Origin of the sequence: Ensifer sesbaniae (assembly GCF_013283665.1) — a bacterium.
Lineage (GTDB): Bacteria > Pseudomonadota > Alphaproteobacteria > Rhizobiales > Rhizobiaceae > Ensifer > Ensifer sesbaniae.
Window position 1 is genome coordinate 583,112 of sequence record NZ_JABEKU010000001.1, and the last position, 16,251, is coordinate 599,362.

Sequence of the window (16,251 nt, forward strand, 5' to 3'; positions counted from 1 at the left end):
AGGCGGGGTGGGGAAGGAGTGTGCGCGGTTTTCCGCCTGTATCCGGACCCAACCTGGTGCATGTTTCCTTTGATCCTAGCCGTTTAAGGGCAAAGACATGCAGCGTTTCAAAAGTGCTGCGGCGACCATTGCGCGTCTGCTAAGACGCGCGGCACTGTAGTAGTATTGATTTGCCGCAAAACCGGTCGGCTTTGCGGCCTGTGGCGTCTGAAAGATCCAGCGTTGAAATGATTGTACTTGCGATCGACACGTCCGGCTCCGGCTGCTCCGCTGCCGTCTACGACAGCGAAACGGCCGTTGTGCTCGGGCGCTCCGGTGCCGATCTCGGCAAGGGCCATGCCGAACGGCTGATGGAGTTCGTCGACGAGGCGCTGGTCTTGGCCGGCCGCGCGCTTCCCGATATCGATCGCATCGCGGTCACCGTAGGTCCGGGTTCGTTCACAGGCATTCGTGTCGGCGTGGCGACTGCCCGCGGGCTGGCGCTGGCGCTCGGCAAACCCGCAGTCGGCGTCTCGACGCTCGCAGCTCTGGCGGAAGGATTGCGGGCGTCTGCGCCCGGAAAACCTGTTCTCGTCGCCATCGATGCCAAGCGCGATGAAGTCTATCTCCAGGCTTTCGACGCAGCCGGCGTTGCGACGGGCGAGCCGGAAGCGCTCTCCGTCGAAGCGGCGTGCGAGCGCTACTCCGGTTTTGATGGTGTCATCGGCGGTTCCGGCGCGCATTTGGTCGCGGCAGACATGCAGCCCAAGCCCCCCGAACTCATCGATGTTGCCTTTGTCGCGGCGCTCGGCGCCGCTGCTGATCCAGCCTCGGCCAAGCCGCGACCGCTATATCTGAGAGGCCCCGATGCCAAGCCGCAGGCGGGCTTCGCGATTGCCCGAGCGTAGACCGAGATGAGCTTCACCGATTACTTCACCCGCCGCACCGAATTCGACATCTTCCCGTTGGAGGAAGCCGACCTGCTCGCAGCGGCGGCGCTGCATCGCCAGCGCTTTGCTTCTCCTTGGAGCGATGGCGAAATTCACGCGCTGCTGGTTCAGGACACGGTGTTCGGCTTCGTCGCGCGGCAGACCAATGGCAGCTTCCGCCCGGCCTTTGGCGGCTTCGTCCTGTCGCGCGCCGTCGCCGGCGAGGCCGAAATCCTGACGATCGGCGTCGAGCCGCGTTATGCACGCTCCGGTCTCGGCTGGCGGCTGATGCAGGCGGCCATGCGCGAGGCGCTGGTCAAGGGCTCGGAGGCGTTGTTCCTCGAAGTGGACGAGACCAATCAGGCGGCGATCGGGCTCTATCGCAAGCTCGGTTTCAACAAGGTCGGCGAACGTCGCGCCTATTATCAGGACAAGGCCGGTCATCGGACCGCCGCGCTTGTCATGCGGCTCGATCTTCGCTAGTCCCAAGCGCACAAGAGCGGGATGAGGAAAAGTGTATGCGGTTTTCCGCCCGCATCCCGCTTTAACTTTCTAAGGTCGCGCGCGGGAACTCTTTCCGGATGATCAATTGGCTACGGATTGCGATCTTCGCAGCGCTTCTGGCGCTGGTTTCGCTCGTGCTGATGCCGGTCCAGGTCGCCTGCCTCTGGCTTGATCTGAAGCCCCGCCGCCGTTTGCCGCGATACTGGCATCGGCTCGCCTGCTACACTCTCGGCATCAAGGTGCGGGTCCACGGCGAGGTCGAGCGCCGGCGCCCGCTGCTCATCTGCGCCAATCACGCCTCCTGGAAGGACATTCTGGTGCTCTCCTCGGTCGCCGACGTCGTCTTCGTCGCGAAGTCCGAAGTGAAGAGCTGGCCGGTCTTCGGCATTCTCGCACGGCTGCAGGCGTCAATCTTCGTCGAGCGCGAGCAGAAGCGCTCGACCGGCAAGCAGGTCAACGAGATGGGCGGGCGCATGGCGGCAGGAGAGATCGTCGTGCTCTTTCCGGAGGGAACGACGTCGGACGGCAATCGCCTGCTGGAGATCAAGACCTCCCTCTTCGGCGCGGCGGCCTCGGCCGTGCCGCACTCGCCGACCGGTCTGGTGCACGTGCAGCCGGTCGCCATTTCCTATACCGGCATCCATGGCATGCCCATGGGGCGCTACAACAGACCCATTGCCGCATGGCCGGGCGATATCGGCCTGGTTCCGCATCTGCTCGGCATACTGCGAGAGGGCGCGATCGAGGTCGACGTCGATTTCGGCGAAGCGGTCGATTACGACCGGCACACCAATCGCAAGGAAGTGAGCCGCAAGATCGAGCAGCGCATTCGCAGCATGCTGTCGGATCGCTTGCGCGGGCGCGCATGACGTCCGCCGGCAAAGGCAGTCTTACTGAAAATACTTCAACTTCGGGCCGCTTTGCACTAAGTAACCGGCCATGACCCAGGAAACAGCCCTTCTGTCGACCACGCCCGCCACGGGCGACGAGCGCGCACCGGCCCGCAAGGTCTTTGTCAAGACCTACGGCTGCCAGATGAACGTCTATGATTCCGACCGCATGTCGGATGCCTTGTCGCGCGATGGCTATGTCTCCACCGACGTGCTCGAGGATGCCGACTTCGTTCTCCTCAACACTTGCCATATTCGCGAGAAGGCGGCGGAAAAGGTCTATTCCGAGCTCGGCCGCCTGCGTGAGCTGAAGAAGGCGAAGGCCAAGGAAGGCCGCGAGATGGTGATCGGCGTTGCCGGCTGCGTCGCGCAGGCCGAAGGCGACGAGATCCTCAGGCGCGCACCGGCGGTCGATCTCGTGATCGGCCCGACCACCTATCACCGCCTGCCGGAGGCGCTGAAGCGTGCCCGCGGCGGCGAACGCGTCGTCCAGACGGACTATGCGGTCGAGGACAAGTTCGAACACCTGCCGGCGCCCGACAAGGCAAAGACCCGCGCGCGCGGCGTCACCGCCTTCCTGACGGTGCAGGAGGGGTGCGACAAGTTCTGCACCTTCTGCGTCGTGCCCTATACGCGTGGGTCGGAAGTCTCCCGCCCGGTCGCCCAGATCGTCTCGGAAGCGGAAAAGCTGGTCGACGGCGGCGTGCGTGAAATCACCCTGCTCGGCCAGAACGTCAATGCCTGGCACGGCGTCGGGCCCGATGGCCGCGAATGGGGACTTGGCGATCTGCTGAGGCGGCTTGGCGAGATCGAAGGCCTCGCCCGGCTGCGCTACACGACGAGCCACCCGCGGGACATGGACGACAGCCTGATCGAAGCGCACCGCTCGATGGCGAAGCTGATGCCCTATCTGCATCTGCCGGTACAGTCCGGCTCCGACCGCATCCTCAAGGCGATGAACCGGAGGCATACGGCGGCCGAGTATCTGGCGCTGATCGAGCGTATCCGCACCGTCCAGCCGGACCTTGCTCTGTCAGGCGATTTCATTGTCGGCTTCCCCGGCGAGACCGCCGAGGACTTCGAAGACACGATGCGCCTCGTCGAGGCCGTGGGTTATGCACAGGCATTTTCGTTCAAATATTCGACGCGTCCCGGCACGCCCGGCGCCGAACTCGGTGGCCAGATTCCCGAGGACGTGAAAGCCAAGCGCTTGGAAAGATTGCAGGCTTTGCTGTTTTCGCAGCAGCGCGCCTTTGCCGAATCCTGCGTCGGCCGCGAAATCGACCTACTTTTGGAGAAAGTAGGACGCATGCCGGGCCAGCTCGTCGGGCGTTCCCCTTGGCTGCAGCCCGTGAATGTTGATGCAAAAGCATCGCAAATCGGTGACATTATCAAGGTGCGAATCATCAAGGCCGGGCCGAACAGCCTGTTTGCGGAGATGATCGGGTAAGGACCGAAAACAAGGAGCCTGAACCGCTTGAACGGACACGAATTGATCTCTTCATCCTCGCGCCAGTCGAAAACCTCTGCGACAGACGCCAATCACTTCGTGCTGACATTCGAGAACAATCGGTTCGCCAGCGAGCTCTTCGGCCAGTTCGACCAGAACTTGAAGCTTCTCGAGGAGCGCCTGCGCATCGACGCCCGGCCGCGCGGCAATTCCGTCGCCATTTCCGGTGACGTCGTCGCCACCAATCAGGCGCGCCGTGCCCTCGATTATCTCTATGGGCGGTTGCAGAGTGGCGCGTCGATTGATCCTTCGGATGTCGAGGGCGCGATCCGTATGGCGGTTGCGGCCGACGATCAGCTACAATTGCCGACCATGGAGCGTAAAGCCAAATTGACAATGGCGCAGATTTCGACGCGCAAGAAGACAATTGCGGCGCGCACACCGACACAGGATGCCTATATCCGCGCGATGGAGCGTGCTGAGCTCGTCTTCGGCGTCGGCCCGGCCGGTACCGGCAAGACCTATCTCGCCGTTGCCCATGCCGCGCAGTTGTTGGAACGCGGCGCCGTCGATCGCATCATCCTGTCGCGTCCCGCAGTCGAGGCTGGCGAGCGCTTGGGCTTCCTGCCTGGTGACATGAAGGAGAAGGTCGATCCCTATCTCCGGCCGCTTTATGATGCACTCTACGACATGATGCCGGGCGACAAGGTCGAACGGGCGATTACCGCCGGCGTCATCGAAATCGCGCCGCTCGCCTTCATGCGCGGCCGCACGCTTGCCAATGCCGCCGTCATCCTCGACGAGGCGCAGAACACGACATCGATGCAGATGAAGATGTTCCTGACCCGTCTCGGCGAAAACGGCCGCATGATCGTCACCGGCGATCCGAGCCAGGTCGACCTGCCACGCGGCGTCAAGTCGGGCCTCGTCGAGGCTCTGCAGATCCTGAGGGGCGTCGAGGGCGTTTCGGTGGTCCGCTTCAAGGACGTCGACGTCGTCCGTCATCCGATGGTGGCGCGGATCGTCAGGGCTTACGAGTCGCACACGGCCGTTCACGACGAAAGCGAGCAGAGCGACCGCTGATCGGCGGTCGTTGCGATCATGACGGCATTGGACATTCAAATCAGCGTGGAAGAAGGCAATTGGCCCGAGGAAGAGTCATTGCTTGCCTTCTGCGCGCCCGTTCTCGAAGCGGCGGCAGCTTATCTCGCGGCCGAAGAGAAGCAGCCGCTGCCAATAACGCCGCCGGAACTTTCCCTTGTCTTCACCGACGACGCTTCCATGCGGGCGATCAACGCCGAATGGCGCAACCAGGACAAGCCGACGAATGTGCTGTCCTTTCCTGCCTTTCCGGTGACGCCGGGTGCGATGCCCGGGCCGATGCTCGGCGACATCATCGTCGCTCGTGAGACGCTCGAACGCGAGGCCGTGGACCTCGAGAAATCCTTCGATGCGCATCTGACGCATCTTCTCGTGCATGGATTCCTGCATCTTTTCGGTTATGATCATATGGAAGATGACGAAGCCGAAAGAATGGAAAGCCTGGAGACTCGCATTTTGGCGCGTCTTGGCTTATCTGACCCCTACGGGGACCGTACCCCGGATTAACAGTTTGGACCGATGAGCGATTACAAAACACAGCCCGTCGCGCTCGCGACCGAGGAGGCAGAAGCCTCTGGAGAGGCGGAGGCGGGCAGTAGTAGCACCGCCACTCGACACGAGGGCACGAAATCCACTTCTTCCTTCTGGAGCCGGGCCGCGCGCTTGTTGCGCGGCGCAAGTCCATCGAGCCTGCGCGAGGATCTTGCCGACGCGCTTCAGACCGATGCCGACAGCAACACGGCCTTCTCGCCCGGCGAACGGGCGATGCTCAACAACATCCTGCGCTTCCGCGAGATCCGGGTCGAGGACGTCATGGTCCCGCGTGCCGACATCGAAGCGGTCGACCAGAGCATCACCATCGGCGAATTGATGGTGATCTTCGAGGAGTCCGGCCGCTCGCGCATGCCGGTCTATAACGACGGCCTCGATGATCCGCGCGGCATGGTGCATATCCGCGACCTGCTTTCCTACGTCACCAAGCAGGCCCGCAACCGTCGCCGCAACGGCAAGGCGCCGGCTGCCGTGACGGCCCCGGGCGAAAAGACCGAGAAGACACCGCGGTCGCCGAAGGCGAACTTCGACCTTTCCCGCGTCGATCTCGGCAAGTCTCTGGAAGAGGCGGGCATCGTCCGCCAGCTCCTGTTCGTGCCGCCTTCGATGCTGGCCTCGGACCTGATGCAGCGCATGCAGGCCGCCCGCATCCAGATGGCCCTCGTCATCGACGAATATGGCGGCACCGATGGTCTCGTCTCGCTCGAAGACATCGTGGAGATGGTCGTCGGCGACATCGAGGACGAACACGACGACGACGAAGTCATGTTCGCCCGCACCTCGGACGATGTCTTCGTCGCCGATGCCCGCGTCGAGCTGGAAGAGATCGCCACGGCGATCGGCCCGGATTTCGACGTGCGCGAGCAGCTCGAAGACGTCGACACGCTCGGCGGTCTGATCTTCGCCTCGCTTGGCCGCATCCCGGTGCGCGGCGAGCTCGTCCAGGCCATTCCGGGCTTCGAGTTCCAGATCCTCGATGCGGACCCGCGTCGCGTGAAACGTGTTCGCATCATGCGCAAGCGTCCGCCGGCTCGCCGCCGCGTGTCGCGGCCGGAGGGCGAAACCGGTTCGGAGTCGGCGGCAGGCAATCGTGCCAACGGCGCAGCCCCTACCGAAGCGACGGCCGACGAACAATGATCGCTCGGCCCCCGCGCACGTTTCCACATGCGCGGGTAGATGCCTCCGACCCATCCTCTTGACGTCTACCGGCTTCAACGGGGCCCCGTGAGGGCCGTGACCTGTTGCCGACCGAACCGGAAGACAGGACTTCCGCACCCAATTCCGCCCCTGGCGGGGACAAGTAGCCCGTTTTTTGGAAGACTGGCGCCGATTGATTCGGTTGTTGTTTCGCTCCGGCGCCGTGTCCGGCGGCCGGAATCGACGGGAGGCTGCATGGTAAGACTGGCTGGCAGGGTGATGCTTCTCTCCGGGCTCCCCAGGGCATTGCTCGCGTTCCTCGCAGGGCTCCTCGCGGTTCTGGCGCAGCCGCCCTTCGGCATCTTCGCCTTCGCTTTCGTCGCTTTCCCCATCCTCGTCTGGCTGCTCGACGGCGCGACCGGAAATCCGGATGGCGGCATCGTCAGGCGGCTCTGGCCGGCGGCGGCGATCGGCTGGTGGTTCGGTTTCGGCTACTTCCTCGGGGGCCTCTGGTGGCTCGGCAATGCGCTCCTGGTGGAGGCCGACGAATTCGCCTGGGCGTTGCCGCTCGCCGTCGTCGGTCTTCCAGCCTTCCTGGCGCTCTTCTATGCGCTTGCGACGCTGATCGCGCGCCTGTTCTGGTCCGATGGCGTGGGGCGAATCGCGGCGCTGGCGCTGGCCTTCGGTCTTTGCGAGTGGCTGCGTAGCGTCCTCTTCACCGGCTTTCCCTGGAATGCCATCGGCTACGCGGCGACGCCGATGCCGCTGATGATGCAGTCGGCAAGTGTCGTCAACCTGGCGACCATCAACATGCTGGCGGTCTTCGTCTTCGCGGCGCCCGCGCTCATCGCCACCGGCCGGGGGAGCCGGATCGGCCTGGCGGCAGCGCTCGTCCTCCTGACGGCTCATGTAGGCTTCGGCTTCTATCGCCTGGCGCAGCCGGCCCCGCCTGTGGGCGAACCGCCGCTGACGGTCCGTCTCGTCCAGCCGGTGATCGACCAGGCGAAGAAGCTCGACGACCGCGAGCGTGCGGCGGTCTTCGAGGAGCATCTTTCGCTCACTGCCGCCGCGCCCGAAAACGGCGGCAAGCGACCGGACATCGTCGTCTGGCCCGAGACGTCGATCCCCTTCATCCTCACCGACAATCCGGACGCCCTGGCGCGCATCGCCGAGGTGCTCGACGACGATCAGATCCTGATCGCCGGCGCTGTGCGCGCCGAGGATGCGGGCTCCGGACTGCCGCCGCGCTATTACAACTCGATCTATGTCATCGACGGCCGCGGCCAGATCGTTGGTGCTGCCGACAAGGTGCATCTCGTCCCGTTTGGCGAATATCTGCCGTTCGAGGAGGTGCTGTCATCCTGGGGCTTGAGTTCCGTTGCCGCTTCGATGCCTGGCGGCTTCTCCTCTGCAAAGACCCGCTCGCTGCTGACGTTGCCCGGCGGAAAGATGCTTTATCCGCTGGTCTGCTACGAGGCGATCTTCCCCGACGAAGTCGACGGCGCCGCCCGCCGAACGGATGCACTTCTCAACATCACCAACGATGCCTGGTTCGGCGATACGCCCGGTCCGCGCCAGCATTTCCATCAGGCGCAGCTGCGCGCCGTCGAGACCGGAACCCCGCTTATCCGCGCAGCCAATAGCGGTATATCAGCAATTGTTGATGCACGTGGGGTTTTAATGGTAGGATTGTCCTACAATTATAGGGGAGTGGTCGACACACTTCTGCCGGGAAAGATGCCTACGCTTTTGGACGACGCTATGCGAAGCCGAATCTTCTGGCTGGCTGCACTCTTCCTCCTTCTGGTTGCAGTGTTTTCGCGTTTTGGTTTTAATATTAGGAAGAATTGACCTAAAACCCCTAAAATTGCATAGTGGTCCACACCATCGTCCTTGTTGTGGCGGCTTTGCCCTATCACCGTGGCGGTCGCTCCGGTGAGCGTTGCCCGCGTGTCAGGCGATGGATCAAACGAAACAGCGTGTTTGGGAACGCAGATATGATCGAAAACAAAAAGAAGCCGAACCCGATCGACATTCATGTCGGTAGTCGGATTCGTCTTCGCCGCACGATGCTTGGCATGAGCCAGGAGAAGCTCGGCGAAAGTCTGGGGATCACCTTTCAGCAGATTCAGAAGTACGAGAAGGGCACGAACCGTGTCGGCGCCAGCCGGTTGCAGAACATTTCGAGCATTCTGAACGTACCGGTTTCCTTCTTCTTCGAAGATGCGCCGGGTGAAGGCACCAGCGGCCAGTCGGGCATGGCGGAAGCCTCCAGTTCCAACTACGTTGTGGATTTCCTTTCGTCCTCCGAGGGGCTGCAACTCAACCGTGCCTTCGTCAAGATCACGGACCCGAAGGTTCGTCGCCGCCTCGTCGATCTCGTCAAGGCGCTCGCTGCGGAAGCGGAAAGCGAATAGTTCCAACGTTCCCCGTCGGGACTTGAAAACAAAGCGGCCCTTTGTGCCGCTTTTTTCATGCGCGCTTTTTTTGCCAGGCGCCTCAAAGTGATTGGTGCCGATGGTGATATAAAGATATATTTATGTCGTTGTGCGCTTGTTTTTCGGACGCAAAACCACTAACACCATGCCAGCGCTTTTCTTCATTGAGGGGACTTCCCGCATGCGTGCAAACTACCTGTTCACGAGTGAATCCGTAGCCGAAGGTCATCCGGACAAGGTGTGTGACCGTATCTCCGACGAGATCGTGGATCTGGTCTACCGCGAAGCGGCCAAGACCGGTGTCGACCCGTGGGGCGTTCGCATCGCATGCGAAACCCTGGCGACCACCAACCGCGTCGTCATCGCCGGCGAAGTGCGCCTGCCGCCGAGCCTTCTGAAGAAGGACAAGGACGGCAACGACGTCATCAACCCCTCGAAGTTCAAGTCCGCCGCCCGCAAGGCGATCCGCGAGATCGGCTATGAGCAGGACGGCTTCCACTGGAAGACGGCCAAGATCGACGTGCTTCTGCACTTCCAGTCCGCCCACATCGCTCAGGGTGTCGACAGCGCTTCCGACAAGCAGGGTGAAGAAGGTGCCGGCGACCAGGGCATCATGTTCGGCTACGCCTGCCGCGAAACCGCCGAACTCATGCCGGCGCCGATCTATTACTCGCACCGCATCCTCAATCTGCTCGCCGCCGCCCGCAAGAAGGGCGAAGGCGAAGTCGCCAAGCTCGGCCCGGACGCCAAGAGCCAGGTTACCGTGCGCTACGTCGACGGCAAGCCGACGGAAGTCACCTCGATCGTTCTGTCGACGCAGCATCTCGATGACACCTGGGATTCGGCCAAGGTTCGCTCGGTCGTCGAGCCCTACATCCGCGAAGCCCTCGATGATCTGAAGATCGCCGACGATTGCACCTGGTACATCAACCCGACCGGCAAGTTCGTCATCGGCGGTCCGGACGGCGACGCCGGCCTCACCGGTCGCAAGATCATCGTCGACACCTATGGCGGTGCGGCACCCCATGGCGGCGGCGCCTTCTCGGGCAAGGACACGACCAAGGTCGACCGTTCGGCCGCCTATGCCGCGCGGTACCTGGCGAAGAACGTCGTTGCTGCCGGCCTTTCGGATCGTTGCACGATCCAGCTGTCCTACGCCATCGGCGTTGCTCAGCCGCTGTCGATCTATGTCGACCTGCACGGCACCGGCAAGGTCTCGGAAGATCAGGTCGAGCAGGCGATCCGCAAGACGATGGACCTGTCGCCGTCTGGCATCCGCCGTCACCTGGACCTCAACAAGCCGATCTATGCCAAGACGTCCGCCTACGGTCACTTCGGCCGCAAGGCTGGTCGCGACGGTTCCTTCTCCTGGGAGAAGCTCGATCTGGTGAAGCCGCTGAAGGCAGCGATCGAGCAGAGCGGCGCCGTCAACGGCCGGGCCGCTGCCTGAGCGTGCAACTGGCGCGGCGTCGAAGGCCGTGCATTGAAGATAGCGCAGCGGCCTGCTATCAGGCGCTTGCGATATTCAGGGCGGGCGCTCCGGCAAGGAGCGCCCGCTTCGTTCATTTTGATTTTGGGTCCCTTGACCCGGATCAGCGTGACCAAGGGACAAACGACATGACTGAACCGCGCCGCGCCAGAGCAACCGAGGCCTTCTTCGGCCGCCGCAAGGGCAAGCCGTTGCGCGAGCGGCAGGCGGCGCATCTGGAAACCGTGCTGCCGACGCTGAAGCTCGATCTTTCGAGTGCGGCTCCGGCCGAACTGAAGGCATTGTTTCCCGGGGATGTCGAACGCATCCGGCTGGAGATCGGTTTCGGTGGTGGCGAACACCTGATTCACCGCGCCGCCGAGGCGCCGTCGACCGGCTTCATCGGCGTCGAACCCTTCGTCAATTCCATGGCCAAACTCGTCGGCCACATCGAGGATCGCGGCGTCAACAACATTCGTCTCTATGATGACGACGCCACCCAGGTTCTCGACTGGCTGCCGGCCGCTTCCGTCGACCAGATCGACCTGCTCTATCCGGACCCGTGGCCGAAGCGCAAACATTGGAAGCGCCGCTTCGTCTCCAAGGTCAATCTCGACCGGTTTGCGCGCGTGCTGAAGCCGGGCGGGCTGTTCTGCTTCGCCTCGGATATCGACACCTATGTCAATTGGACGCTGTTGCATTGCCGCGATCACGCGGCCTTCGAATGGACGGCGGAGAAGGCAGCCGACTGGCTGACGCCGTACGCGGGATGGCCGAGCACACGCTACGAGGCCAAGGCGCGCCGGGAAGGGCGCAGTTCCGCCTATCTCACTTTCCGCCGCGTCTAAAGCAAATCCAGGAAAAGTGCGAAGCGGTTTTCCGTTCGGAATTGCGTGCACTGAAAAGCCAATTCCAGGAAAAGTGCGAAGCGGTTTTCCGTCCGGAATTGCGGGCACCGGAAGCCAATTCCAGGAAAAGTGCGAAGCGGTCTTCCGTCCGGAATTGCGGGGTCACCAGAGCGGCGGCGTCATCCCGTTCGATCGCAGCGCACCGTCAAAGACGGGCGTGCGATCAATGCAGGGTGACCGTCTTCAGGTCATCCTCGGCAGCCTTGAAGAAGGTGCTGGAACGATTGTCGGTCAGGAGGATCGGCGTGCCGTCGGCGCCGAACAGGGCCCAGAGATCGATGCCCGGTCCCATCTCGGGTGCTTCCGGGAAGCAGCGCGAGACTTCGTCCGAACGCATTTTCCGGATGTAGCCGATTTCGCCTTCGCCGAGATGTGCGAGGTCGTTTTTTGACAGTGACGAGCTGATGGCTTTCAGTCCCATGGTGATACTCCGTGGTCGCCGGCCAGGGGAAAATCCCGCCGGTTATCCTACTCTGGGACCGAAATGTTAATTTTCTTTACCATACGTACCGGTTCGGGACGGACGAGGTCGACGGACAGCAGGCCGTTGCGCAGCTCGGCGCCGAGCACTTTCATGCCGTCCGCCAGCACGAAGGTACGTTGGAACTGGCGCGCGGCGATGCCGCGGTGCAGATAGTCGCGATCGCCGTTGTCGACCTGGCGGCCGCGAATGACGAGCTGATTCTCTTCGGTGGTGACTTCGAGGTCTTCTTCGGAGAACCCGGCCACCGCGAGCGTGATCCTGAGCCGCTCCGGTGCGTCAACGGCTGCATCGCCGCGGATGCGCTCGATATTGTAGGGCGGGTATCCGTCATTGCCCTTGGCGATGCGCTCAAGGGTCTTTTCCATCGTGTCGAAACCCAGCAGCAGCGGGCTCGTAAAGGGCGTAATTCGGCTCATTCCTCAAGTCCTTGCGAGATCAAGCGACCGTTCTTCGGACCTGCCCAGCAGCATCCTCGCCGCAATATGGTAGCTGTGCGCAACGAGTGCAAGCCGCTTGCCTCCGACGTGCACGCAAATCATAGTCCGCTCTCGCAGAATCCAAGAGTGAGGCGAGCAGCGCGTCGCAGACGTTGCCTCGTTTCCGCTCCGGAACATTGAAATCGATCGCGCCCACCGCATGTTCCCTTTATCGGAACATGCAGCGCTTCAAAGTGCAACAGCGGCCCTTGCGCGTCCGATCGGACGCGCGGCGCTGTCGGCTTTGGGCCGGGTCGACCCAAACGAACGTGACCCAGGGAGGACGAAAGAGTGCCCGCGCCGAGAAAGATAATCATAGACACCGATCCCGGGCAGGACGATGCCGCCGCCATCATGCTTGCCTTCGGCAGCCCGGAAGAGATCGACCTGCTCGGCATCACCACCGTTGCCGGCAACGTGCCGCTGGCCTTGACGGCCCGCAACGCGCGCATTCTCTGCGAGCTCTGCGACCGGCCGAAGGTTCGGGTTTTTTCCGGTGCCGACAAGCCGATCGCCCGCGCGCTGGTGACCGCCGAACACGTGCACGGCAAGACCGGCCTCGACGGCCCGACGCTCGACGAACCCAAGATGAAGCTCGAGGAGCAGCACGCCGTCGACTTCATCGTCGAGACGCTCCGCAACGAGGCGGAGGGCACGGTGACGCTCTGCACGCTGGGGCCGCTCACCAACATTGCGCTTGCGCTTCAGAAGGCGCCCGAGATCGCGTTGCGGGTCAAGGAACTGGTGATGATGGGCGGCGGCTTCTTCGAGGGGGGCAACATTACCCCGGCGGCCGAGTTCAATATCTATGTCGATCCGGAAGCCGCCGACATCGTCTTCCGCTCGGGCATTCCGATCGTGATGATGCCGCTCGACGTCACTCATCGCGTGCTCACGCACAAGGCGCGCGTGCAGAAGATCCGCGACATCGGCAGCCGCCCGGCGATCGCCATGGCCGAAATGCTCGAATTCTTCGAGCGCTTCGACATCGAGAAATACGGCACCGATGGCGGCCCGCTGCACGACCCGACGGTCATTGCCTATCTGCTGCGGCCGGAGCTCTTCACCGGCCGGGATTGCAACGTCGAGATAGAAATCAAATCGCCGCTGACGGCGGGCATGACCGTGGTCGACTGGTGGCAGGTCACCGGCCGGCCGCACAATGCCAAGGTCATGCGCTTCGTCGACGACCAGGGCTTCTTCGATCTCTTGACCGAGCGCCTGGCGCGCATTTGAGCCTGCGGTCGATCATCATGCTCCAAACAGAAACGGCGCCCCGGGAGGCGCCGTTTTCGTTTGGTCCGATCCGTTGATCAGAACTCTTCCCAATTATCCTGGGCAAGAGCGTTGGCGCCCGAGGTCTGGGTGAGCACCCGCTGTGTCGAAGCCGAGTAGCTGCTCCGTGCCGGGGCCGGCCGCGTCTCGCGGGCAGGCGCGGGAGCCGGACGGTCGGCCGCACGCATGCGCTCGGCCGTACCGCGCAGCATCTCGGAGGACGAGGGCTGGACCGATGCCGGGGACTGGGCGACCCGGAAACGGGCGACCAGCGCGTTGAGCGTGCGCGCCTCCTCGTTGAGCGCCATGCCGGCCGCCGTCGTTTCTTCGACCATGGCGGCGTTCTGCTGGGTCACCTGATCCATCTGGTTGACGGCCGAGTTGATCTCCTTGAGGCCGACAGCCTGCTCGGAGGCAGAGCTCGAGATCTGGCGGATGAGGCCGTTGATCTGCACCACCTGCTCGGCAATCTTCTCGAGCGCACCGCCCGCCTTGCCGACGAGCTCGACGCCTTCGCGCACCTGGCCGGCCGAGGTGTTGATCAGCGTCTTGATCTCCTTGGCGGCGTTTGCCGAGCGCTGGGCGAGCTCGCGCACTTCTTGGGCGACGACGGCGAAACCCTTGCCGGCTTCCCCGGCACGGGCCGCTTCGACGCCGGCATTCAGCGCCAGAAGGTTGGTCTGGAAGGCGATCTCGTCGATGACGCCGATGATGCGGCTGACCTCGTGCGAGGACTGCTCGATGCCCTGCATGGCGGCAATCGCCTTCTGCACCACCTCGCCGGACTGTTCGGCGTCGCCGCTGGCGACTTCCACCGACTTGGCGGCAACCTTGGCGTTTTCGGCGCTGGCATTGACCTGCGAGGTCAGCTCGTCGAGGGCTGCCGCGGTTTCTTCGAGGCTTGCCGCCTGCTGTTCGGTGCGGTGTGACAGGTCGTTGGCGGCGCTGCTGATTTCGCTCGTGCCGTTGCCGATGTTGACGACCGAATGGTTGACCGTGCGGATCGTCTCTTCGAGGCTTTCCATCGTCGCGTTGAAGTCGCGCTTGAGCTGGGCGTATTCGCCGGGGAAGTCATCGGTGATGCGGAAGGCGAGATCACCCGACGACAGATGTGACAGACCCTTGCCAAGCCGGGCGACGATATCGCGCTGCAGCGCGCTGCTTTCGGCGCGCTCGGTTTCCGAGCGGTTGCGTTCGTGCTCGGCCTGTTCGCGCTCGTGGCGGGCTTCGCCTTCGAGGCGCTTGGTATCGGCGAGCTGGTGGCGGAAACCTTCGAGCGCCTTGGCAACTTCGCCGGTTTCGTCGGAGCGATCCTGGCCGGCGATTGCCTTGCTGTAGTCGCCGTGGCTGAGGCTGTTCACATCCTTGACGAGTGCGGCGAGAGGCTTCTGCACGAAGCCGCGGACGGCGAGATAGAGACCGAGAAGCACGGCGCCGAGCACGACGAGGCCGCCGACGATCATCATATAGGTCTGGTCCTTGACCGGCGCATTGATCGCCGTGCGCGGCACGTCGACGAGCACGACCCAGTTGGTGTTCACGCCAGACAGCGCGAATGGATAGACGAGACGGTCGAAGGGTTCGTTGCCATCATAGGTAAGGTTGGAGATGATGCCGGACTTGCCCGAGGCGAGCGCGTTCGCGACAACGTCGCTGCCTTCGCCGTCATACTGCTTGAGCAGGAGCTCCGGGATCGGTGCGACCAGCCACTTGCCGCTCTGCGACAGAAGGTAGACGCGCCCGGTTTCGAAAGGCTTCAGCTTCGCGAGGCCGTCGGCCAGCGAGGCGAGCGAAATGTCGATGCCGGTGACCCCGAGCAGCTTGCCGCCGGACATGACCGGGTAGGCGATCGAGCTCATTGCGGTCGGAACGTCGGTGTCCTGTGCGGTGTAGGGCTGCGTGATCGCGCCCTTGCCGCTCTTTGCCGCGAGCTTGTACCACTCGGCCGCGTAGTCGGCACCGAAGGTGGAGTATTGGATTTCATTCGTGCGGCTCTTCGACCAGTAGGGCGTGAAGATGCCCTGGTCGTTGGCGCCCAGTTCCTTGTTGTTGACGACGTCCTCCTGGCGACCGTCAAAGGCCTTGGGCTCCTCCGCGAACCAGCTCCCGAAGGCGAAGGGGTTCTGTTCCAGGTTCGCCCTGAGAATGTTGATCACCCCGGCGCGCTCCAGCGACTTTTCGGCATGCGCGCGGCCGAGAATGCCGGCCATCGAGCGGGCAGCGCTTGCAAGTTCGCCAACGTCACCGGCGATGTTTGAGGCGATTGCCCGGGCTTCACCGCTCGCCTGTTCGAGGACCAGCGTTTCGACGCGATCCTGGGTCTGGGAGATGAGAACGAAATTCGAGGCGAGCAGGACAAGTGCGATCGTGCCGCCTGTCACCGCGATCAGTTTGGTCGCCAGCGATTTGGCTTGGAACTTGAACATGAAATCCTCACGTGCTGGGAGGTCCGCAGGCTTCACCTGCGGCGGACGCATTTCGCAATGGGGGTGAACTCCATCATGGAGCGTCAGATGCCGACCGGCATGTTGGAGGCGACCGGGTCTTTCGAGCCGGCTCTCTCAGGGTCCTGAATAGACTGGAGAATCTTAAGATAGGGCCAACGCGGACGCTGTTTTACCTGTTGCTTTGATAAAATTGCGCGCAAAGTTTTATTTCCG

Annotated in this window: 15 protein-coding genes; 12 read left to right on the forward strand and 3 right to left on the reverse strand. The window is 62.9% G+C overall.

Annotated elements, in window-relative coordinates; all coding sequences use genetic code 11:
• The first annotated feature begins 227 nt into the window (after nucleotides 1-227).
• From tsaB to trmB, 11 genes are all read left to right on the forward strand, one after another.
• Nucleotides 228-887 (forward strand): tRNA (adenosine(37)-N6)-threonylcarbamoyltransferase complex dimerization subunit type 1 TsaB, encoded by a 660-nt coding sequence (gene tsaB / locus BHMPCIPO_RS02795; RefSeq protein ID WP_173515355.1) that lies wholly within the window; start codon nucleotides 228-230, stop codon nucleotides 885-887.
• 6 nt (nucleotides 888-893) lie between these two features.
• A complete protein-coding gene (locus tag BHMPCIPO_RS02800) occupies nucleotides 894-1,391 on the forward strand; it encodes a GNAT family N-acetyltransferase (protein ID WP_173515356.1) in 498 nt (165 codons plus the stop codon).
• Between the two features lie 98 nt (nucleotides 1,392-1,489).
• Nucleotides 1,490-2,281: a lyso-ornithine lipid O-acyltransferase gene (gene olsA, locus BHMPCIPO_RS02805; protein ID WP_173515357.1), complete on the forward strand. Its 792-nt coding sequence runs from the start codon at nucleotides 1,490-1,492 to the stop codon at nucleotides 2,279-2,281.
• A 70-nt stretch (nucleotides 2,282-2,351) separates the two neighbouring features.
• Nucleotides 2,352-3,752, forward strand: a complete 1,401-nt coding sequence (gene miaB / locus BHMPCIPO_RS02810; protein WP_173515358.1) for a tRNA (N6-isopentenyl adenosine(37)-C2)-methylthiotransferase MiaB — start codon at nucleotides 2,352-2,354, stop codon at nucleotides 3,750-3,752.
• A gap of 27 nt (nucleotides 3,753-3,779) precedes the next feature.
• A complete protein-coding gene (locus BHMPCIPO_RS02815) occupies nucleotides 3,780-4,835 on the forward strand; it encodes a PhoH family protein (RefSeq protein WP_173515359.1) in 1,056 nt (351 codons plus the stop codon).
• 18 nt (nucleotides 4,836-4,853) lie between these two features.
• Nucleotides 4,854-5,360 (forward strand): rRNA maturation RNase YbeY, encoded by a 507-nt coding sequence (gene ybeY, locus BHMPCIPO_RS02820; RefSeq protein WP_173515360.1) that lies wholly within the window; start codon nucleotides 4,854-4,856, stop codon nucleotides 5,358-5,360.
• Nucleotides 5,361-5,372: 12 nt separating this feature from the next.
• Nucleotides 5,373-6,542: a hemolysin family protein gene (locus BHMPCIPO_RS02825; protein WP_173515361.1), complete on the forward strand. Its 1,170-nt coding sequence runs from the start codon at nucleotides 5,373-5,375 to the stop codon at nucleotides 6,540-6,542.
• 255 nt (nucleotides 6,543-6,797) lie between these two features.
• On the forward strand, nucleotides 6,798-8,393 hold the full coding sequence (gene lnt / locus BHMPCIPO_RS02830; RefSeq protein WP_173515362.1) for an apolipoprotein N-acyltransferase: 1,596 nt from the start codon (nucleotides 6,798-6,800) through the stop codon (nucleotides 8,391-8,393).
• A 146-nt stretch (nucleotides 8,394-8,539) separates the two neighbouring features.
• Nucleotides 8,540-8,959, forward strand: coding sequence for a helix-turn-helix domain-containing protein (locus tag BHMPCIPO_RS02835; RefSeq protein ID WP_173515363.1), 420 nt, complete (start codon nucleotides 8,540-8,542; stop codon nucleotides 8,957-8,959).
• Between the two features lie 202 nt (nucleotides 8,960-9,161).
• Nucleotides 9,162-10,430, forward strand: a complete 1,269-nt coding sequence (metK, locus tag BHMPCIPO_RS02840) for a methionine adenosyltransferase (protein WP_173515364.1) — start codon at nucleotides 9,162-9,164, stop codon at nucleotides 10,428-10,430.
• A gap of 167 nt (nucleotides 10,431-10,597) precedes the next feature.
• On the forward strand, nucleotides 10,598-11,296 hold the full coding sequence (gene trmB / locus BHMPCIPO_RS02845) for a tRNA (guanosine(46)-N7)-methyltransferase TrmB (RefSeq protein WP_173515365.1): 699 nt from the start codon (nucleotides 10,598-10,600) through the stop codon (nucleotides 11,294-11,296).
• A gap of 223 nt (nucleotides 11,297-11,519) precedes the next feature.
• Here the strand turns inward: trmB and BHMPCIPO_RS02850 are convergent, their stop codons facing one another.
• Both BHMPCIPO_RS02850 and BHMPCIPO_RS02855 read right to left on the reverse strand, forming a co-directional pair.
• Nucleotides 11,520-11,777 (reverse strand): BQ00720 family protein, encoded by a 258-nt coding sequence (locus tag BHMPCIPO_RS02850; protein WP_173515366.1) that lies wholly within the window; start codon nucleotides 11,775-11,777, stop codon nucleotides 11,520-11,522.
• Nucleotides 11,778-11,824: 47 nt separating this feature from the next.
• Nucleotides 11,825-12,256, reverse strand: coding sequence for an Hsp20 family protein (locus tag BHMPCIPO_RS02855; protein ID WP_173515367.1), 432 nt, complete (start codon nucleotides 12,254-12,256; stop codon nucleotides 11,825-11,827).
• 351 nt (nucleotides 12,257-12,607) lie between these two features.
• Between BHMPCIPO_RS02855 and BHMPCIPO_RS02860 the strand changes: the two genes are divergently transcribed.
• Nucleotides 12,608-13,552: a nucleoside hydrolase gene (locus tag BHMPCIPO_RS02860; protein WP_173515368.1), complete on the forward strand. Its 945-nt coding sequence runs from the start codon at nucleotides 12,608-12,610 to the stop codon at nucleotides 13,550-13,552.
• A 77-nt stretch (nucleotides 13,553-13,629) separates the two neighbouring features.
• Here the strand turns inward: BHMPCIPO_RS02860 and BHMPCIPO_RS02865 are convergent, their stop codons facing one another.
• Complete coding sequence (locus BHMPCIPO_RS02865) at nucleotides 13,630-16,017, reverse strand: methyl-accepting chemotaxis protein (protein WP_173515369.1); 2,388 nt, start codon at nucleotides 16,015-16,017, stop codon at nucleotides 13,630-13,632.
• Nucleotides 16,018-16,251: the final 234 nt, after the last annotated feature.

Excerpts from the sequence above, each read along its gene's own strand:
- BHMPCIPO_RS02850 (WP_173515366.1), bottom strand. The coding sequence starts at position 11,777 with ATGGGACTGAAAGCCATCAGCTCGTCACTGTCAAAAAACGACCTCGCA.
- BHMPCIPO_RS02825 (WP_173515361.1), top strand. The coding sequence starts at position 5,373 with ATGAGCGATTACAAAACACAGCCCGTCGCGCTCGCGACCGAGGAGGCA.
- trmB (WP_173515365.1), top strand. The coding sequence starts at position 10,598 with ATGACTGAACCGCGCCGCGCCAGAGCAACCGAGGCCTTCTTCGGCCGC.
- BHMPCIPO_RS02865 (WP_173515369.1), bottom strand. The coding sequence starts at position 16,017 with ATGTTCAAGTTCCAAGCCAAATCGCTGGCGACCAAACTGATCGCGGTG.
- miaB (WP_173515358.1), top strand. The coding sequence starts at position 2,352 with ATGACCCAGGAAACAGCCCTTCTGTCGACCACGCCCGCCACGGGCGAC.
- BHMPCIPO_RS02855 (WP_173515367.1), bottom strand. The coding sequence starts at position 12,256 with ATGAGCCGAATTACGCCCTTTACGAGCCCGCTGCTGCTGGGTTTCGAC.
- BHMPCIPO_RS02835 (WP_173515363.1), top strand. The coding sequence starts at position 8,540 with ATGATCGAAAACAAAAAGAAGCCGAACCCGATCGACATTCATGTCGGT.
- BHMPCIPO_RS02800 (WP_173515356.1), top strand. The coding sequence starts at position 894 with ATGAGCTTCACCGATTACTTCACCCGCCGCACCGAATTCGACATCTTC.
- metK (WP_173515364.1), top strand. The coding sequence starts at position 9,162 with ATGCGTGCAAACTACCTGTTCACGAGTGAATCCGTAGCCGAAGGTCAT.
- tsaB (WP_173515355.1), top strand. The coding sequence starts at position 228 with ATGATTGTACTTGCGATCGACACGTCCGGCTCCGGCTGCTCCGCTGCC.
- ybeY (WP_173515360.1), top strand. The coding sequence starts at position 4,854 with ATGACGGCATTGGACATTCAAATCAGCGTGGAAGAAGGCAATTGGCCC.
- olsA (WP_173515357.1), top strand. The coding sequence starts at position 1,490 with ATGATCAATTGGCTACGGATTGCGATCTTCGCAGCGCTTCTGGCGCTG.
- lnt (WP_173515362.1), top strand. The coding sequence starts at position 6,798 with ATGGTAAGACTGGCTGGCAGGGTGATGCTTCTCTCCGGGCTCCCCAGG.